At 64.8% G+C, this 16,600-nt stretch carries 14 protein-coding genes and 1 tRNA gene; 2 read left to right on the top strand and 13 right to left on the bottom strand.

Features of this window, described 5'->3' with window-relative positions:
- Positions 1-68: 68 nt before the first annotated feature.
- Entirely contained in the window at positions 69-1,505 is a 1,437-nt protein-coding gene (rpsA, locus tag O3932_RS07700) for a 30S ribosomal protein S1 (protein ID WP_009647770.1), read from the bottom strand.
- A 169-nt stretch (positions 1,506-1,674) separates the two neighbouring features.
- Positions 1,675-4,404 (bottom strand): DNA polymerase I, encoded by a 2,730-nt coding sequence (gene polA / locus O3932_RS07695; RefSeq protein WP_371537493.1) that lies wholly within the window; start codon positions 4,402-4,404, stop codon positions 1,675-1,677.
- On the opposite strand from polA, the gene O3932_RS07690 reads away from it, so the two are divergent.
- Positions 4,403-4,879, top strand: coding sequence for a PaaI family thioesterase (locus O3932_RS07690; protein WP_034504563.1), 477 nt, complete (start codon positions 4,403-4,405; stop codon positions 4,877-4,879). The genes polA and O3932_RS07690 overlap by 2 nt on opposite strands.
- A 72-nt stretch (positions 4,880-4,951) precedes the next feature.
- Here O3932_RS07690 and O3932_RS07685 read toward each other — a convergent pair whose 3' ends face one another.
- Positions 4,952-5,542, bottom strand: coding sequence for an ANTAR domain-containing response regulator (locus O3932_RS07685; protein ID WP_009057992.1), 591 nt, complete (start codon positions 5,540-5,542; stop codon positions 4,952-4,954).
- 64 nt (positions 5,543-5,606) lie between these two features.
- On the opposite strand from O3932_RS07685, the gene O3932_RS07680 reads away from it, so the two are divergent.
- Positions 5,607-5,680: transfer RNA gene (locus O3932_RS07680), tRNA-Leu, on the top strand.
- A 135-nt stretch (positions 5,681-5,815) separates the two neighbouring features.
- Here the strand turns inward: O3932_RS07680 and O3932_RS07675 are convergent.
- The 10 genes from O3932_RS07675 to mltG form a co-directional block, all read right to left on the bottom strand.
- A complete protein-coding gene (locus O3932_RS07675; protein WP_034505136.1) occupies positions 5,816-6,031 on the bottom strand; it encodes a hypothetical protein in 216 nt (71 codons plus the stop codon).
- Positions 6,032-6,276: 245 nt separating this feature from the next.
- Positions 6,277-7,722 (bottom strand): pyruvate kinase, encoded by a 1,446-nt coding sequence (gene pyk / locus O3932_RS07670; protein WP_083836254.1) that lies wholly within the window; start codon positions 7,720-7,722, stop codon positions 6,277-6,279.
- Positions 7,723-7,845: 123 nt separating this feature from the next.
- Positions 7,846-8,802, bottom strand: a complete 957-nt coding sequence (gene lgt / locus O3932_RS07665) for a prolipoprotein diacylglyceryl transferase (RefSeq protein ID WP_371537489.1) — start codon at positions 8,800-8,802, stop codon at positions 7,846-7,848.
- Positions 8,799-9,608 (bottom strand): tryptophan synthase subunit alpha, encoded by an 810-nt coding sequence (gene trpA, locus O3932_RS07660; protein ID WP_009648435.1) that lies wholly within the window; start codon positions 9,606-9,608, stop codon positions 8,799-8,801. Before trpA ends, lgt begins: the two co-directional genes overlap by 4 nt.
- 1 nt (position 9,609) lies before the next feature.
- Positions 9,610-10,905 carry a tryptophan synthase subunit beta gene (gene trpB / locus O3932_RS07655; RefSeq protein WP_314569658.1) on the bottom strand — a complete coding sequence of 432 codons (1,296 nt, stop codon included), beginning with the start codon at positions 10,903-10,905 and terminating at the stop codon, positions 9,610-9,612.
- The gene (gene trpC / locus O3932_RS07650; protein WP_009648440.1) at positions 10,905-11,753 is read right to left on the bottom strand and encodes an indole-3-glycerol phosphate synthase TrpC; all 849 of its coding nucleotides are present in this window, start codon (positions 11,751-11,753) and stop codon (positions 10,905-10,907) included. The genes trpB and trpC overlap by 1 nt, the downstream gene beginning before the upstream one ends.
- An 88-nt stretch (positions 11,754-11,841) precedes the next feature.
- Positions 11,842-13,407 (bottom strand): chorismate-binding protein, encoded by a 1,566-nt coding sequence (locus tag O3932_RS07645; RefSeq protein ID WP_371537485.1) that lies wholly within the window; start codon positions 13,405-13,407, stop codon positions 11,842-11,844.
- A 67-nt stretch (positions 13,408-13,474) separates the two neighbouring features.
- Complete coding sequence (locus tag O3932_RS07640; RefSeq protein ID WP_009648439.1) at positions 13,475-14,167, bottom strand: A24 family peptidase; 693 nt, start codon at positions 14,165-14,167, stop codon at positions 13,475-13,477.
- Entirely contained in the window at positions 14,164-15,036 is an 873-nt protein-coding gene (locus O3932_RS07635) for a shikimate dehydrogenase (RefSeq protein WP_009648443.1), read from the bottom strand. Before O3932_RS07635 ends, O3932_RS07640 begins: the two co-directional genes overlap by 4 nt.
- A partial coding sequence (gene mltG, locus O3932_RS07630; protein WP_371537482.1) for an endolytic transglycosylase MltG occupies positions 15,033-16,600 on the bottom strand: 1,568 nt, incomplete at its 5' end. The genes mltG and O3932_RS07635, both read right to left, overlap by 4 nt.

Below are 16,600 nucleotides of genomic sequence, written 5' to 3'. Positions count from 1 at the left end.
CTGGGGACCACCACTCATGCGTTCACTCGCGTGAACTGACGAGTTGAAGCTCAGTCAGAAAGACTGATTCAGTTGTTCGTCAGCTTCTCACGCAGCGCGGCCAGGGCCTCGTCGGACGCAAGGGTGCCCTCGTTGTCGACCGGGGTCGAGTAGGAGGCCTGCTCCTCGATGGAGGGAGCCGCGTCGGCGTCCTCTTCGAGAGCCTTGCGGACCTGAGCCTTGTGGGCCTCCCAGCGGGCCTGAGCCTCGGCGTACTGGGCTTCCCAAGCCTCGCGCTGAGCGTCGAAGCCTTCCATCCACTCCTGGGTCTCGGGATCGAAGCCCTCGGGGTACTTGTAGTTGCCGTTCTCGTCGTACTCGGCAGCCATGCCGTAGAGCGAAGGATCGAACTCTTCGGAGTTCGGGTCCACGCCCTCGTTGGCCTGCTTGAGGGACAGGGAGATGCGGCGACGCTCGAGGTCGATGTCGATGACCTTGACGAAGACCTCTTCGCCGACCTTGACGACCTGGTCCGGCAGCTCGACGTGACGCTGAGCCAGCTCGGAGATGTGAACGAGGCCCTCGATGCCGTCCTCGACGCGGACGAACGCGCCGAAGGGGACGAGCTTGGTGACCTTGCCGGGCACAACCTGGCCGATGGCGTGGGTGCGGGCAAAGGCCTGCCACGGATCTTCCTGTGTGGCCTTGAGGGACAGGGAGACGCGCTCGCGATCCATGTCGACGTCGAGAACCTCGACGGTGACTTCCTGACCAACTTCGACGACCTCGGACGGGTGGTCGATGTGCTTCCAGGACAGCTCGGAGACGTGAACCAGGCCGTCGACACCACCGAGATCGACGAACGCGCCGAAGTTGACGATGGAGGAAACGACGCCGGAGCGCACCTGGCCCTTCTGCAGGGTGTGCAGGAAGTTCGTGCGGACCTCGGACTGAGTCTGCTCGAGCCATGCGCGGCGGGACAGGACCACGTTGTTGCGGTTCTTGTCGAGTTCGATGATCTTCGCTTCGATCTCGCGACCGATGTAGGGGGCGAGGTCGCGGACGCGACGCATCTCGACGAGGGAGGCGGGCAGGAAGCCACGCAGGCCGATGTCGAGGATCAGGCCGCCCTTGACGACCTCGATGACGGTACCGGTAACGACGCCGTCCTCTTCCTTGATCTTTTCGATCTTGCCCCACGCACGCTCGTACTGAGCGCGCTTCTTCGACAGGAGGAGGCGGCCTTCCTTGTCTTCCTTCTGGAGGACGAGGGCCTCGATCTGGTCGCCCACGGCGACGACGTCGTCGGGGTTGACGTCGTGCTTGATGGACAGCTCACGAGAGAGGATGACACCCTCGGTCTTGTAGCCGATGTCGAGGAGGACCTCGTCGTGGTCGACCTTGACGACAGTGCCCTCGACGATGTCGCCATCGTTGAAGTACTTGATGGTCTCGTCGATGGCTGCGATCAGGTCTGCTTCCGAACCAATGTCGTTGATAGCGACCTGCGGCGTATTCGTGGTCATGTAGTAGTTTCTCCGAAACGGACTGGATAGTAGATGGACAGTTCCAGTGCGGCAGGATGGATGCAGATGCACCTGTCCCTAGGCACCGTGGTCTAGTTTAGCAGCCTTTGACGCATAAATGTGACGAATGTAGCGCTCGTTTCCGTGGTATGCGTCGCCCCTCCGGCTCCTAATGTGCTGCCAACTGCCAAGACGCACCGATTCCAACAGCGACATCCAGGGGCACGGAGAGCATGACAGGCGACGCCATCTTCTCTCGAACGAGGGCCTCGACAGTCTCCTCTTCACCGGGTGCGATCTCGAGGAGGAGTTCGTCGTGGATCTGCACGAGGAGGCGCGAGGTCAGGTCGGCCTCGGACAGGGCGGTGGCAACATCCATCATGGCGATCTTGACGATATCGGCGGCACTGCCTTGGATCGGCGCGTTGAGGGCGGCGCGTTCAGCCATCTCTCGGCGCTGGCGGTTGGAGGAGCGCAGGTCGGGCAGGTAGCGTCGGCGACCGAACATGGTCTGCGTGTAGCCGTCGGCGCGAGCCTGGGCGACGAGTCCTTCGAGGTAGTCGCGAACCTTGCCGAAGCGCTCGAAGTAACGGTCGCGCAGGGCGGCGGCCTCGGGCACAGGGATGCCGAGCTGTGCGGCCAGGCCGTAGGAGGACAGGCCGTAGGCGAGGCCGTAGGAGGTGGCCTTGATACGCGAGCGTTCCTCGCCGCTGACCTCGGCGACGGGCGTCCCAAAGACCATCGATGCCATGGTCCGGTGCAGGTCTTCGCCGGAGTTGAAGGCCTCAATGAGTGCCTCGTCGCCGGACAGGTGGGCCATGAGGCGCATTTCGATCTGCGAGTAGTCGGCGCTCATGAGGGATTCGAAGCCTACTCCGGGAACGAAGGCACCGCGAATGCGCATGCCGTCGGCACTGCGCGCGGGAATGTTCTGCAGGTTCGGGTCGGAAGAGGCTAGGCGTCCCGTGGCTGCGGCTACCTGGGAGAAGGTCGAGTGGATGCGCCCATCGGAGGCGACTGTGGCGGACAGGGAGTCCACCATCTGCTTGAGCTTGATGCGGTCGCGGTGGGTGAGCAAGAAGCCGAGGAAGTCGTGCCCCGCTCCCCCGCTCGCCTCGGTCTTGGCCCACAGGTCCGCCAGGGCGTCGGCGTTCGTCGTGTAGCCGGTTTTCGTTTTCTTGGTCTTGGGCAGAGCGAAGTGGTCAAAAAGGATTTCCTGGAGCTGCTTGGGGCTGGAGAGGTTCACCTCGCGTCCGGCGGCGCTCCAGGCTCCCTGACGGGCGGCGTCAACGTCGGCTCCGAGTTCGGCGGACAGGTCGTCGAGGACACGCGTGTCCGCGGCGATGCCCGTGGTTTCCATCTGGGCGAGGAGGCGCGACAGCGGCATCTCCATGTCGGTAAGGAGCGCGGTTTCGCCGCTCTCATCCAGCGCCCGACGCAGCTTGTCGGTGAGCGGGTGGAGCGCTGCGGCCAGGCGCCCCGCACGCACCTGGGCGGCGCTGGGTCCCGCACCAATCTCGCCCAGGTCGAAGAGGGCGTCGGAATCTGAGGCTTCCTCCTCGATGGTGACGCCGAGCAGGCGGGAGAGCACGTCCTCGAGCTTGTGCGAGCGCTGGTCCGGGTGGGCCAGGTACGCCGCGAGCATCGTGTCGAAGGCGACGTCACCGAGCGTCCAGCCGCGTGCGGCCAGGGCGTGGCGTGCTCCCTTCGCGTCGTGGGTGATCAGGGACGAGGCCTGGGCGAGGACTTCGGCCAGACCTCTCTCCTGCGCGGGACTCAGCTCTGCGGGGGCAATCACGAGCGCGTCGTTGGCTCCCGCCAGAACGATCCGGGTGACCTCGCCGCGCGTCGGGCGCATATCCCCCTCGACCAGGAGAGCAAGGACCGGGTGTGCGTTTGCCCAGGCCGCGATGTCGCACGAATCATCGGCCAGGCTCACCTCGGTCTGAGCCTCGGGAGCGGCAGCGTCCACGGCCTCGACGGTTGCGCTCTCCCCCATGCCAATGCCGGACACCTCGCGGACCTTGACGCGCAGGCGTCCGAACTCGAGGGAGTCGAAGAGACGGTCAATGGCAGCCACATCGGTCGCTCGGCGCGCCAAGTCTGCGGGGCCAACCTCCAGGTCCATGTCAGTCAGGAGGCGGTTGAGACGCCGGTTGCGCACGACATCGTCCATGTGCTCGCGCAGCGCAGCGCCGCGCTTGCCCCCGATCTCATCCGCGCGGGCCAGAAGGTTATCCAGGCCGTCGTACTTGTTGATCCACTGGGCGGCGGTCTTGGGGCCGACGCCGGGAACACCCGGCAGATTGTCTGAGGTCTCGCCCACGATGGCGGCGATCTCCGGGTAGCGGTGGGGAGGCACCCCGTACTTTGCTTCCACGGCCTCGGGAGTCATACGGCGCAGATCGCCGGGACCTGTGCCCGGGTAGAGGACCGTCACGTTCTCCGTCACCGTCTGGAACGAGTCGCGGTCACCCGACACAACAAGGACGGTCGCGCCCTCGTGACCAGCGCGGTAGGCCAGGGTCGCCAGGATGTCGTCAGCCTCAAACCCTTCGCGCGAGAGCGACACAATACCCATCGCGTCCAGGACTTCACGGATCAGCTCCACCTGCCCCTTAAACTCTTCGGGGGTCGCGTCGCGCGTCCCCTTATAGTCCGGGTACTCCTCGGTCCTAAATGAGTGCCTCGACACATCGAAGGCAACGGCCACGTGCGTTGGTCGCTCCGTCTCCAAGAGGCGCGTCAGCATTGACACGAAGCCGTAAACAGCGTTCGTGTGCTGGCCCGTCGCCGTCACAAAGTTGTCCGGCGGCAGCGCGTAGAACGCACGGAACGCCATCGAATGGCCATCAATAATCAGCACAGTGTCACTCACACATGCCACCCTAGATGCCATGACACACGATCACCAGACGAAACGCTCCCACTCCTCCACGCCCGACCCCCTCGCCCGGGGCGGATGGGTGGGGGCCCACTGGCCCGGCACCCTCATGGAGGCAACCGGCATGGAGGTACTCGAGCACTCCGCAGCGCGCACCGTCATCTCCATGCCCATCGATGGCAACCGGCAGAGCGCCGGTATTCTGCACGGCGGAGCTTCTGCAGCTCTCGCCGAGACCGCTGCATCCTTCGCCGCGCAGATCCACGCGCGCGAAACACACCCCGGTAAGCAGGCCTACGCGGTGGGCACTGAACTCAACGCCTCGCACATCGCGGCCGGACGCGAGGGCACGATCACGGCCACGGCCACGGCCGTGCACCTGGGCCGTTCCTCCACCGTTCACACCGTGGAGATCCGCGACGAAGCCGACCGCCTGATCTCTATCGCGCGCGTCGCCAACCGCATCCTGGTGCGCTCCACGCACGACTAATGTCGCGTCGTGACGAGACGACGAAGGCGGGGAGAGTCATGTAGACTCTCCCCGCCTCATCTCAGCCAGTAATCAGTCATCGACCTGGTTGATGACCGCGTCGGCAACCTCACGCATGGACAGGCGACGATCCATCGACGTCTTCTGAATCCAGCGGAACGCCTCTGGCTCGCTCATCCCCATGTTCTTCATGAGCAGGCCCTTCGCGCGATCCACGCGCTTGCGAGTCTCGAAGCGATCCGTCAGGTCGGCGATCTGGTCTTCCAGGGACTCAATCTCCGCGTGACGCGACAGCGCGATCTCAACGGCGGGGATCAGGTCGGAGGGGCTGAAGGGCTTGACGACGTATGCCATCGCGCCGGCGTCGCGAGCACGCTCAACAAGCTCCGTCTGGGAGAACGCCGTCAGCATGACGACCGCGCACGACAGCTCCTGCAGAATCTTCTCGGCAGCCGTGATGCCGTCCATCTTCGGCATTTTGACGTCCATCACACAAAGGTCAGGTTCGAGCTCCAGTGCCAGCTCGACAGCCTCTTCACCGTCGGCTGCTTCGCCGACGACTTCGAACCCCGCCTGGGTCAGCGTCTCAACGATATCGAGACGAATCAACCCCTCGTCCTCGGCCACGAGGACGCGACGCGGTTCAGCCTGCTCTTCACTCATTGTCATATCCCTCAGTTTGATTGGTGTGCCCAGCTGTTCTATTGTGGATCCCGCAGACGCGAAAGCCCCGATAGCCCAACTGGCAGAGGCGGTCGGCTCAAACCCGGCTTGTTGTGGGTTCGAATCCCACTCGGGGTACCGCCATTGGAGTACGTGATCTATCCTACCGGCAAACAGGTACCAGCGCGACGCTGGAACAGGGATTGATACGCGCAGTTTTCGCAGACGAACAGGGGCCGACAAGCAACGCTTGTCGGCCCCTCACCGTATCTTCTAGGCGACCACGATCAGCTCGAGGCCGAGGTACTCCGCTGCCGCTCCCCTACGGGTCGGCTCGTCGAGATCCGCAATCGCCTGCTTGACCCTCGTGTCGTGGAAGTCAGCAAACCACGGCTCAACGGCTCGCGAGAGCTGGGCGACCTCCAGGTTGTTGGCCACGCGACCAAACAGCGTGTCGTGGACCGACACGGTCCGGATGTTCGTATTCATTTTTCCTCCATCTTCCATTGTGGGCGCGCGGAAACGTGCTTTGTTCGCACGGGCATTCCAAGAAACGCACCCGCAGCAATCTGCTGTATTCACCGCTCCGTCGTTGGAACGGCGCTACACGCCTCAACGTGTATCCGAGAACTTTATTCCACCGATGCCACTTTGTCTATGCGAATCAACATGTGTTCTCGGTAACAAATGGGAGGGGTGTCGACCCCAGGCCGACACCCCTCCGTTCGCATGGATCACGCCTCGCGGGCTCCACCGATCATGTAGTCGGCTTCGTCTCCCACCTCGTGAATACGCAGCATGTTCGAGGAGCCGGGGATGCCCGGGGGCATACCGGCGACGATGACGAGCTGGTCACCGATCTCGGCTAGGCGCGAGGACTGCGCGACCAGGTCGAGCTGCCAGACCATGTCATCCGTGTGCTGCACCTCGGGAACGCGGTACGTCTGGATGCCCCACGACAGAGCCAGGCGTCGGCGCGTCGACTCGAGCGGCGTAAATGCCAGCATCGGAATCGGGCGACGCATACGCGAAAGCATGCGAGCCGAGGTACCCGACTGGGTGAAGGTCACCAGGTAGCGGGCATCCATATGCTCCGCGATACGCGCGGCGGCTTCACAGATGACGCCGGCGCGATCAGCAAAGAAGCCGGGGATGGAAGCGATGCGCTCACCGCCGTTTTCCTCGGTGGACTCGATGATCGCGGCCATCGTGCGAACGGTCTCGATGGGGAACGCACCCACCGAGGTCTCACCGGACAGCATGACTGCATCGGCACCGTCGAGAATTGCGTTGGCGCAGTCGGAGGCCTCGGCGCGCGTCGGGCGCGGGTTCTTGATCATGGAATCCATGACCTGCGTCGCAACGATGACGGGCTTAGCGGCAATACGAGCCAGCTCGATCGCGCGCTTCTGCACCAGCGGCACGGCCTCAAGAGGCATTTCGACACCCAGATCGCCGCGGGCGACCATGATGCCGTCGAAGGCCTCGATAATCTCTTCCAGCGCCTCGACGGCCTGGGGCTTCTCGATCTTGGCGATGACGGGGATACGCTTGCCCATCTCGTCCATGATCTCGTGAACGTCCTTAATGTCGTCAGCGGAGCGCACGAAGGACAGAGCGATGAAGTCGGCATCCTGCTCGATGCCCCAACGCAGATCTTCCTTGTCCTTCTCGGACAGGGCAGGCACGGACACAGCAACGCCGGGCAAGTTCAGGCCCTTATGATCCGACACCATGCCGGGCACCTCGACGCGTGTCACGACGTCGGTATCGGTAACCTCGAGGACACGGACCGCGACGTTGCCGTCGTCAATCAGCAGGCGGTCTCCGGGGGCACAGTCGCCGGGCAGACCCTTGAAGGTGGTACCAACGAGTTCCTTCGTGCCGGGAACGTCGCGGGTCGTGATGGTGAAGGTATCACCGATGTGCAGCTCCTGGGGGCCGTCCTGGAAGGTTTCCAAACGGATCTTCGGGCCCTGGAGATCAACGAGAACCGCAATCGCGCGGCCGGACGTCGCAGACGCCTTTCGCACACGCGAAATGACGGCCGCATGTTCCTCAGCCTTTCCATGCGACCGGTTGATACGCGCGACATCCATGCCGGCGTCCACCAGCGCTTGGAGCTGCTCAGGAGATTCAGTGGCAGGTCCAATAGTGCAGACAATCTTAGCTCGACGCATGGTTGCAAGTTTACCGCTCAATCACGCGGTAATCCCGAAGGACCCACTCGCACGGAACGTGATCATTCCCATGAATTAGGTGATCATGGGACCTTCGACTCCAATAGCGTGCCCGACGGCGCTTTAAAAGTCTTCGAGAGAACTCTCCTCGGCGGACTCGTCCTCGCCCACGCGTGTCTCGATAATGTCCTCAGCATCGGAGTCGCTAGCCTCAGAGTGCTCCTCCTCACGCTCGTCATCATCCGTCACTGCCCCGTCACCGGCGACCTCGCGAGACCGCCCCAGGCGACCCGCGACAACAAACAGTACGACGCCCAGGAGGAACACTGCCAGGGACGTCCACACGTTCAGGCGCAAACCGGCAACCGTGTGTGCGTCGTCGATGCGCAGCATCTCGATCCACGCGCGTCCTGCGGTGTACACCATCAGGTACATCCCGAAGAGTTGACCGGCCGCGAAGCGGCGACGGCGCTCAAGCGCCACGATGAGCGCCGCGCCGGCCAGATCCCATAGGCTTTCGTAGAGGAACGTCGGGTGGAACAGGGTACCGACCGGGTAGCCCGCAGGCACATGCGCTGCGTCGATCTGAAGACCCCACGGCAGGGTCGTCGGTCCACCGAACAGCTCCTGGTTGAACCAGTTCCCCCACCGACCGATGCCCTGGGCAACGAGTAGCGCGGGGGCCAGCGAGTCTGCAATGGGGCCAAAGCGCACCTTGGCGCGTTTAACGCCAACGTAAGCGCCGAGCGCGCCCAGGGTGACACCGCCCCAGATCCCCAAGCCGCCGCGCCAAATCTGGAAGGCAAGCATCGGGTCGCCGCCGGGCCCGAAATAGGCCTCGGGCGAGGTGACGACGTGGTACAGACGGGCTCCGACGACGCCCAGCGGGATCGCCCACAGTGCGACGTCGTAAATCGTGTCGGAACTACCACCGCGTGCCACGTAGCGGCGAGCGGTCCACCACACGCCCACCACCATTCCAATAGCAATGATGATGCCGTACGCGCGTAGCGGCAGCGGACCGAGGTACCACACGCCCTCGGAGGGTGAAGGGATGCCAGTGGCGGCGACGAGGCTCACGCGCGGGCTCCAGTCACGCCGGACTTCAGTTCGCTGGCAAGCTCGCCCAGGGCCTTCAGACCACGGTCGAAATCCTCATCGAAGAGAGTCTTGACGAGCGCGGATCCGACGATGACACCGTCCGCGTAGGCGCCGATCTCGCGGGCCTGGGCGCCGGTGGAGACGCCGAGGCCGACGCACACGCGCTGTGCCCCCGCGGCGCGAGTACGCGCGACGACGTCCGCGACGTGCTCCCCGACAGTCGCACGGGCACCCGTGACACCCATCGAGGAGGCGGCGTAGACCCAGCCTCGCGAGTGTTCAGCGATCAACGTGAGGCGGTGTTCCGGTGAGGAGGGGGCGGTCAGGTAGATGCGCTCCAGATCGTACTTGTCCGATGCCGCCTCCCACTGCGCACCTTCCTCGGGTGGCAGGTCGGGGGTGATCAGACCGGAGCCGCCGACCGCCGCAAAGTCCCGCGCGAAGCGTTCGACGCCCCACCACTCCACGGGGTTCCAGTAGGTCATCGAGGTCGTCGAGACACCGTACGAGGTCAGCTCGTCCACCGCGTGGAAAAGGTCCTCCAGGTGGGTGCCGCGCTTGAGGGCTGCAACGGTCGCGCGCTGGATCGTGGGGCCATCCATGCCCGGATCCGAGTACGGGAAGCCGAGTTCGATGGCGTCCACGCCAGCGTCCGCCAGAACTTTACCCGCGCGGATCGAATCCTCGACCGACGGGAAGCCGACGGGCAGATAAGCGATCAGCGCGGCGTCACCGCGCGCCAGGGCAGCGTCAATAGCGACGGCGGAATGGGGTGCTCGCGTCATCTCACTTCTCCTCGTTCTCGTCCAAGACGGCCACGCCGGAGGGTCCGGCACTGGGGTCGATCACCTGCAGCTTCGCGCGTCCGTAGCCGAACCAGCGCGACGCGGTGTCCACGTCCTTGTCGCCGCGTCCCGACACGGTCACGATGGCGATGGGTTCCTCCCCCGGTGCGAAGGGCCCCTCGGCTTCGACCTTCGCGCGCGCCCATGCGCGTACTCCGGCGAGCGCGTGCGAGGACTCAATGGCGGGGATGATGCCCTCCGTGCGCGACAGGAGCAGGAAGGCATCCATGGCCTCGGCGTCGGAGACGGGGATATACGAGGCGCGTCCCGTACGCGCCAACCATGCGTGCTCCGGACCAACGCCCGGGTAATCGAGGCCGGCAGAAATCGAGTGTGAAGCCTTGGTCTGGCCGTCGCGCTCCTGCAGGACAAAGGTGCGTGCACCGTGAAGGACGCCGACCTGGTCGGCGGTGATGGAGGCGGCGTGACGCCCGGTGTCAAAACCGTCGCCCGCAGCCTCGCAGCCCAGCAGCTCGACGCTCGGGTCATCGATAAACGCCGTGAAAGAGCCAATCGCGTTCGAGCCGCCGCCCACGCACGCCACGACGACGTCGGGCAGGCGCCCCTCGGCGGCAAGCAGCTGGGCGCGCGCCTCGTCACCGATGACACGCTGGAGGTCACGCACAAGCTCGGGGAACGGGTGCGGACCCGCGGCGGTGCCGAAAATGTAGTTCGTCGTCTCGACGTTGGTCACCCAGTCGCGGAACGCCTCGTTGATGGCGTCCTTGAGGGTCGCAGAGCCGGCGGTCACGGCGATCACCTCGGCACCCAGCATCTGCATGCGCGCGACGTTGAGGGCCTGACGCTCGGTGTCCTCGCGGCCCATGTAGATCGTGCAATCCAGCCCCAGGAGTGCGGCGGCCGTCGCGGTGGCCACGCCGTGCTGGCCCGCGCCCGTCTCAGCGATGACGCGCGTCTTGCCCAGCTCTTTGGTGAGCAGAGCCTGACCCAGTACGTTGTTGATCTTGTGGGAACCCGTGTGGTTAAGGTCCTCGCGCTTGAGGAAGACGCGCACGCCGCCCAGATCGGCGGCAAAGCGCGGAGCCTCGGTCAGCAGGGAGGGACGACCGGCGTAGTTGGCGAACAGGTCGCGCAGGCGATGCTGGAAGGACTTGTCGCGCCACAGGCGCTTCCACGCAGCCTCAACCTCCTCAAGGGGTCCCATGAGCGACTCGGCGACGAAGCGACCTCCGAAATCGCCAAAGTAAGGTCCGGGCACAAAGTTCTCAGCCGTCATCACAATCCTTCCTTGAGCGCCGCGGCGACGCGGGCCTTACGATCCGTGCGCAGCGCGGGGTGCTGCCCGGCGCTGACCATGTCCTGAATACTCGAGCGCGGGTCACCCGAGGTCACGAGAGCCTCACCGACCAGAACGGCGTCCGCGCCCCACTTCGCGTATTCAAAGACGTCGTGGGCCTTAGCGACACCCGACTCTGCGACCGCAACGACGTTCTGCGGGATGACATCGATGACCTGCTCGACGGTCGAGCGGTCAACCTCGAGGGTCTTCAGGTTACGTGCGTTGACGCCGATGATCGATGCACCGGCCTCAAGGGCACGCAGCGCCTCCAGTCGCGAATGCGTCTCGACGAGCGCCTCCATACCAAGCGAACGCGTGCGCTCTAGCAGGGAGACCAACGCGCTCTGCTCCAGGGCAGCCACGATCAGCAGGACGAGATCCGCGCCGTGAGCACGCGCCTCGTGAATCTGATACGGCGTCACGATGAAGTCCTTGCGCAGGATCGGGATATCGACCGCCGCGCGCACCGCGTCGAGGTCGGCCAGCGAGCCGTGGAAGCGGCGCTGCTCGGTCAGCACAGAGACCACGGAGGCTCCCCCGGCCTCGTACATCGATGCCAGCGCTGCGGGGTCGGGGATATCGGCGAGCGCCCCTTTGGAGGGAGACGAACGCTTCACCTCGGAAATGATCTTGACGGCACCATCTCGGTTGCGAAGGACACCCAGGGCGTCCTTCGCCTCGGGGACGGCCTGCTCCATTTCCTTGACACGGCTGAGAGGAACGCGGTCCTCGCGCTCTTTCAGGTCGTCGAGAACCCCTGCAATAATGTCATCGAGAACGCTCACGACGCTCCCCTTTCACCGAGAAACAATTGGACGCCATCAAGGCTAGCGAATAATAGGGACGCCCGTTTGCAGCGTCCGGACGCGCGTGTCACGACAGAGGGGCCAGCGTCGAGGCGCGCACGACGGATTCCACTGCGGCTGCCGCCTTGTTGCGGGACTCCTCGTACTCAAGCGCGGGCACCGAGTCGGCGACAACGCCGGCACCGGCCTGCACCGAGGCGACGCCATCCTTAAGGGACGCCGTGCGGATCGCGATCGCAAGGTCCGCATCACCCGACAGGTCGAAGTAGCCAACGACGCCGCCGTAGACACCGCGCGCTGCGGGTTCGAAGTCGTCGATCAGCTGGATCGCACGAGGCTTGGGTGCACCCGAGAGAGTGCCCGCCGGGAACGTCGCGACCAGGGCGTCGAGGGCATCCGCATCCGGGCGCAGCACTCCCGTGACGGTCGAGGAAATATGCTGGATGTGCGAGAAACGCTTGAGTTCCATGAGCGTGGCGACCTCGACCGAGGCGGGATCACACACCTTCGACAGGTCATTGCGCGCCAGATCGACCAGCATGACGTGCTCCGAGAGTTCCTTCGGGTCCTCAAGGAGCTCGGCGGCAAGGCGATGGTCCTCCGCGGAATCGCCACCGCGCGGACGCGACCCGGCGATCGGATAGGTCCACACCCGCCGCCCCTCGGCCTTGACCAGAGTCTCCGGCGAGGAACCGACGACCTCGAAGTGGCCGCCACGCTCGTCGGGCAAGTCCAGGTAGTACATGTAGGGTGACGGGTTGACGGTGCGCAGCACGCGGTAGACGTCGACGCCGCTGGCATTCGTGGAGACGTCGAGTCGCTGGGAGAGCACGATCTGGAATGCATCACCGTCCGTGATCGCCTGCTTGGCGGCGTGAACGGAGGATTCGAAGTCCGCGCGCTGCGTGCGCTGACGGACGGCAGGTGCCTCCTGGCCACTCACCCCCAGCACAGCCGGAGCGATAGGCGAGGCAAGCTGGGCTGTCATAGCGTCCAGGCGCTCGATCGCGCGATCATAGGCACCGTCGACACCCTCATCCGAGCCGTTGAGGTTCCAGGCGATGGCCATCAGGTACACCGACCCCGTCGCGTGGTCGATGGCGGCCACCTCGGTGGCGAGCACGAGCGTCGCATCGGGGACGTCGGACTCCTTGGGGGCTGTTGCCGCCAAGGTCGGCTCCCATTCGGGGATGATGCCCCAACCGAGCGAGCCGACGAGAGCGCCCGTCAGCGGGGGCAGCCCCTCGATGGGCGACGCCGCCAGCTGCTCAAGCGCGGAGTGCACGACCTCTAGGAACGTACCCTCCGGCTGCGCCCCCTCCGGATGAGCACCCACCCACTGGGCATGACCATCACGGGCAACGATGGCACCGGCACTCGACGCCCCGACAAAGGACCAGCGCCCCCAGGAGCCACCATGCTCGGCGGATTCGAGAATAAAACTGCCATAGTCACCATGAGCGAGCTGGCGGTAGACGCCGACTGCGCTCAGTTCGTCAGCGAGAACACGGCGCACGACGGGGATCACGCGCCGAGACGCGGCGAGCGAGGTGAACACGTCACGAGGAGGCCACGTTTGGCCCCATTCGAGGCTGACAGGCTCGGACTGATGCGAAGGCGTCGTAATACTCACCGTGTCATTGTCCCATCCCGGACCCACTCCGTCCCGACGGGTCCACGATGAGGCCAGTGACAAAGGCCTATAGCCAGTCGGGGACGACGCCCCACGCGATGGTGCCCACCAGCGCGGACCCAATCATCCACGGTCCCATGGGAACGCGGCTCTGCGTGCCAGCCCAGCCGACGACGATCTTCCACAGGGCCGCGAGACCGGCGGAGAGGAACGACAAGGCCAACGCAGCGACTGCGGCCTCGAGACCAACAGATCCCACCATCGCGCCGAGGACGGGGGCGAGCTTCACGTCGCCTCCGCCCATTCCACCGGGCAGGCGATTCAGGATTGCAATCGGGATGGTCCAGATGAGCATGCCGATCACGCAGCCAATGAGCCGCTGTTGCCACATCGGTGAAATGAGCATTCCGACAAGGGTACCCGCGAGAACACCGATGCCCATGACCGCCGTATACGTGTTCGGCAACCGGTGCGTGCAGGCATCCACGTACGCGCTCAGCGCCCCAATCATGGCCACCGTCATGACGGCGGGCATGCCTGGGCGCATCTGGGCACCTACGAAAAAGAACGCTCCGAAGATTCCAGCGCACCACACGATGGCATTGCGTGTCAGCGGCTTCTGCGTGGCCTCGATGAAGTATCGGCGCTGAATCCTCCAGCCAGAGCGCCACAGCCACGCCAGGATAATGATCCACGTGAGGAAGCCCGACACGAGGGACAGATCGGCGCTGATACGAGGTGGAAGCCACTCGACGATCACGGGTGCACCGTTCCCCCGGCCTCGCGCGCGCGGCGCTCCAGCTCAGTCTCCAGCGCATGACGCATCACGGCGGGATCGGGGCTGCGACCGGTCATCAGCTGGACCTGTGCGGCCCCCTGGTAGACCAGCATGTCGGTGCCTTCAGCGACGACTCCCCCGGCTTTCTCGAAGGTGGTGCGCAGCGCGGTGTCACGCGGCGAGTAGATGACGTCCAGGAGAATCTGGCCCTCGCGGGGTGCCAGACGGCTCGCTATGGCATCTGCAACGCCCGCGGGCAGCGTCGAGATCAGCACGTCGGCGCGGGCGGCAGCACTCGCTACCGCAGAGACATCGGACCACATGACCTGCTCGACGCTCACGCCGAGGCGTGAGGCTGCGGAGATGACAGAGCCGGGACCACCGAAACGTCGGGCAGCCACTGTCGTCGTCGTGACTCCCAGCTCTCCCAAGGCTGCCAGGGCAGAGGAAGCAGTTGCGCGCGCTCCGAGCACGAGGGCACTCGACGGAACGGGTACGCCAGAGCGCGAGCACACACGGCGGATCGCTGACGCAATACCGGTGACATCGGTGTTAAAACCCGCGAGCATTCCTGCCGAGGGCACGACCGTGTTGACGGCTCCTACCGCGCTCGCCAGCGGGTCGATGGCATCAAGCAGCGGCATGACGGCCTGCTTGCAGGGCATCGTGACCGATAGTCCGCGGAAGGACTCGTCGAGCTGGCCGATGAAAGTCGGCAGAGACTCTTCGGTCACCTCGGCGCGGCGATACTCCCATCCGTCGATCCCGAGCTGCTGCCACGCCGCCCGGTGGATGACCGGGGACAGTGAGTGAGCAATAGGGGATCCGATAACTGCGGCCCACATCGTCATGACTGCGGCGAGCACTGAATCGGGTGCTTGGTGCAGTACGCGTCCAGCTTCGCTTTGTTCTTCTCGTGCTCATCGGCAGTGGCCGCGAAGAGAGTCTCACCCGAGTTGAGGTCGACCGTCACGAAGTAGAGCCAGTCGCCCGCTTCCGGGTTCAGAACGGCCTTGATGGCGTCCGCGCTCGGCTGGTTGATGGGCGTGGGCGGCAGGCCTGCGTGCAGACGCGTGTTGTAGGGGTTGTCGTTATCGAGGTCAGCTTGGCTCGGCAGGCCGGACTCCTTGCCGGCTCCGTAGAGTGTGGTCGAGTCCATGCCAAGGACACCGTGTGTATCTTTGTCGTCGACGAGGCGATTCTCGATGACGCGGGCGACCTTGGGCATGTACTTCGGGTTGTTTCCCATCTCTCCTTCGACGATCGACGCCTTAATAAGGACCGTCTCGCGGTCCGCAGCGGGTACCCCGAGCGCATCCAACTCGTCGATAGTCGCCTTGACCATGCGGGCGATGACAGCCGTCGGGGTGTCGCCTTCCTCGACCTTGTACTCGCCGCGGTGCAGCCATCCCTCGGCGCTGCCACCCGCTTCAGCGGGCAGGCCGATGGCGGCGGTGTCCGCGAAAGCTTTGTCCACGTCCGCGGAGGAAACATCCATGACGTCCACGATGCGTCTCTTGATGGCGGACATGCGTTCGCCTGCGAGGACCGTGATGGTTGACTCGACACGGTTCATGGGATCGAGCATCACGGCAAGCGCGTCGGCCGCGCTCATCTGGCGCTTGAAGCGGTAGGTGCCCGGGTTAATTGTGCGTGCCGCGCTGTTCTTTTCGTACTGGCGGACAAAGGCACCCACCGACTTGACGACGCCGGCCTCGTGTAGGGCACGACCGATGTCACGGCCCGTGGCCTGGTCATCGATGGTGACGAGGATTGGGTCGGTGCCCGGCCCCGGGAAGTCGTCGGAGGCGACCATTGAGGTATTCATGAGCTGCGAGTAGGCCACGTAGCCTGCCCCACTGACCAGTCCGATCACGAGGAGCAGCACGAAGAAGGAACGGATGCGACGACGGCGCTTGCGCTTGCGCGCCGCATGTCTCTCGGCGGCGATGCGACGCGAGCGCATGCCGGTGGTCTCGGAGGGGTCTTCTGAATGTTGACGGGAGCGGCCTTCGTCTCCGGTTCCGGCGATGATTGCGTCGAATCCGCTGACCGTGGCTGTCTCTTCGCCGGGATCCGTCAAGGCATCAAAGCCGAAGTCGGTCGACGTGTCGAAGGACTCGTCATCGTCGTCCGCAACCGACGGTACTCCAGCATCGGGCGTCGGGGTAGGGTCCGGCATCGTGCGCGTTGACCGCCACAAGCCGCGAACGGAACTCTTCTTTGTCGTAGAGGCCCGGTCAACCCCCTGCAGGGGAGTCTGGGTCGGGTCGGGGTCGGTGAAGCGTCGCCGCGAGGTCTCACGGGCGGGCGTCGACCTGGGGTCGGACGAGGCCTGGGGGCGCCTCTCACTGCCGCGCACCGACGTGGGATCAGACGAGGCCTGGGGACGCCTCTCACTGCCACGCACCGACG

Source organism: Pauljensenia sp. 20925_1_25 (assembly GCF_041433955.1).
Lineage (GTDB): Bacteria > Actinomycetota > Actinomycetes > Actinomycetales > Actinomycetaceae > Pauljensenia.
Note: the sequence above shows the minus strand (reverse complement) of the source record. Positions and strands in the feature narration are given on the sequence as shown.

What these genes read in the sequence shown, in the direction of transcription:
- pyk (WP_083836254.1), bottom strand. Translation starts at nt 7,722, where the DNA reads ATGCGTCGAGCTAAGATTGTCTGCACTATTGGACCTGCCACTGAATCT.
- O3932_RS07685 (WP_009057992.1), bottom strand. Translation starts at nt 5,542, where the DNA reads ATGAGTGAAGAGCAGGCTGAACCGCGTCGCGTCCTCGTGGCCGAGGAC.
- O3932_RS07635 (WP_009648443.1), bottom strand. Translation starts at nt 15,036, where the DNA reads ATGACGATGTGGGCCGCAGTTATCGGATCCCCTATTGCTCACTCACTG.
- O3932_RS07675 (WP_034505136.1), bottom strand. Translation starts at nt 6,031, where the DNA reads ATGAATACGAACATCCGGACCGTGTCGGTCCACGACACGCTGTTTGGT.
- trpA (WP_009648435.1), bottom strand. Translation starts at nt 9,608, where the DNA reads ATGACGCGAGCACCCCATTCCGCCGTCGCTATTGACGCTGCCCTGGCG.
- polA (WP_371537493.1), bottom strand. Translation starts at nt 4,404, where the DNA reads ATGGCATCTAGGGTGGCATGTGTGAGTGACACTGTGCTGATTATTGAT.
- O3932_RS07690 (WP_034504563.1), top strand. Translation starts at nt 4,403, where the DNA reads ATGACACACGATCACCAGACGAAACGCTCCCACTCCTCCACGCCCGAC.
- trpB (WP_314569658.1), bottom strand. Translation starts at nt 10,905, where the DNA reads ATGACGGCTGAGAACTTTGTGCCCGGACCTTACTTTGGCGATTTCGGA.
- rpsA (WP_009647770.1), bottom strand. Translation starts at nt 1,505, where the DNA reads ATGACCACGAATACGCCGCAGGTCGCTATCAACGACATTGGTTCGGAA.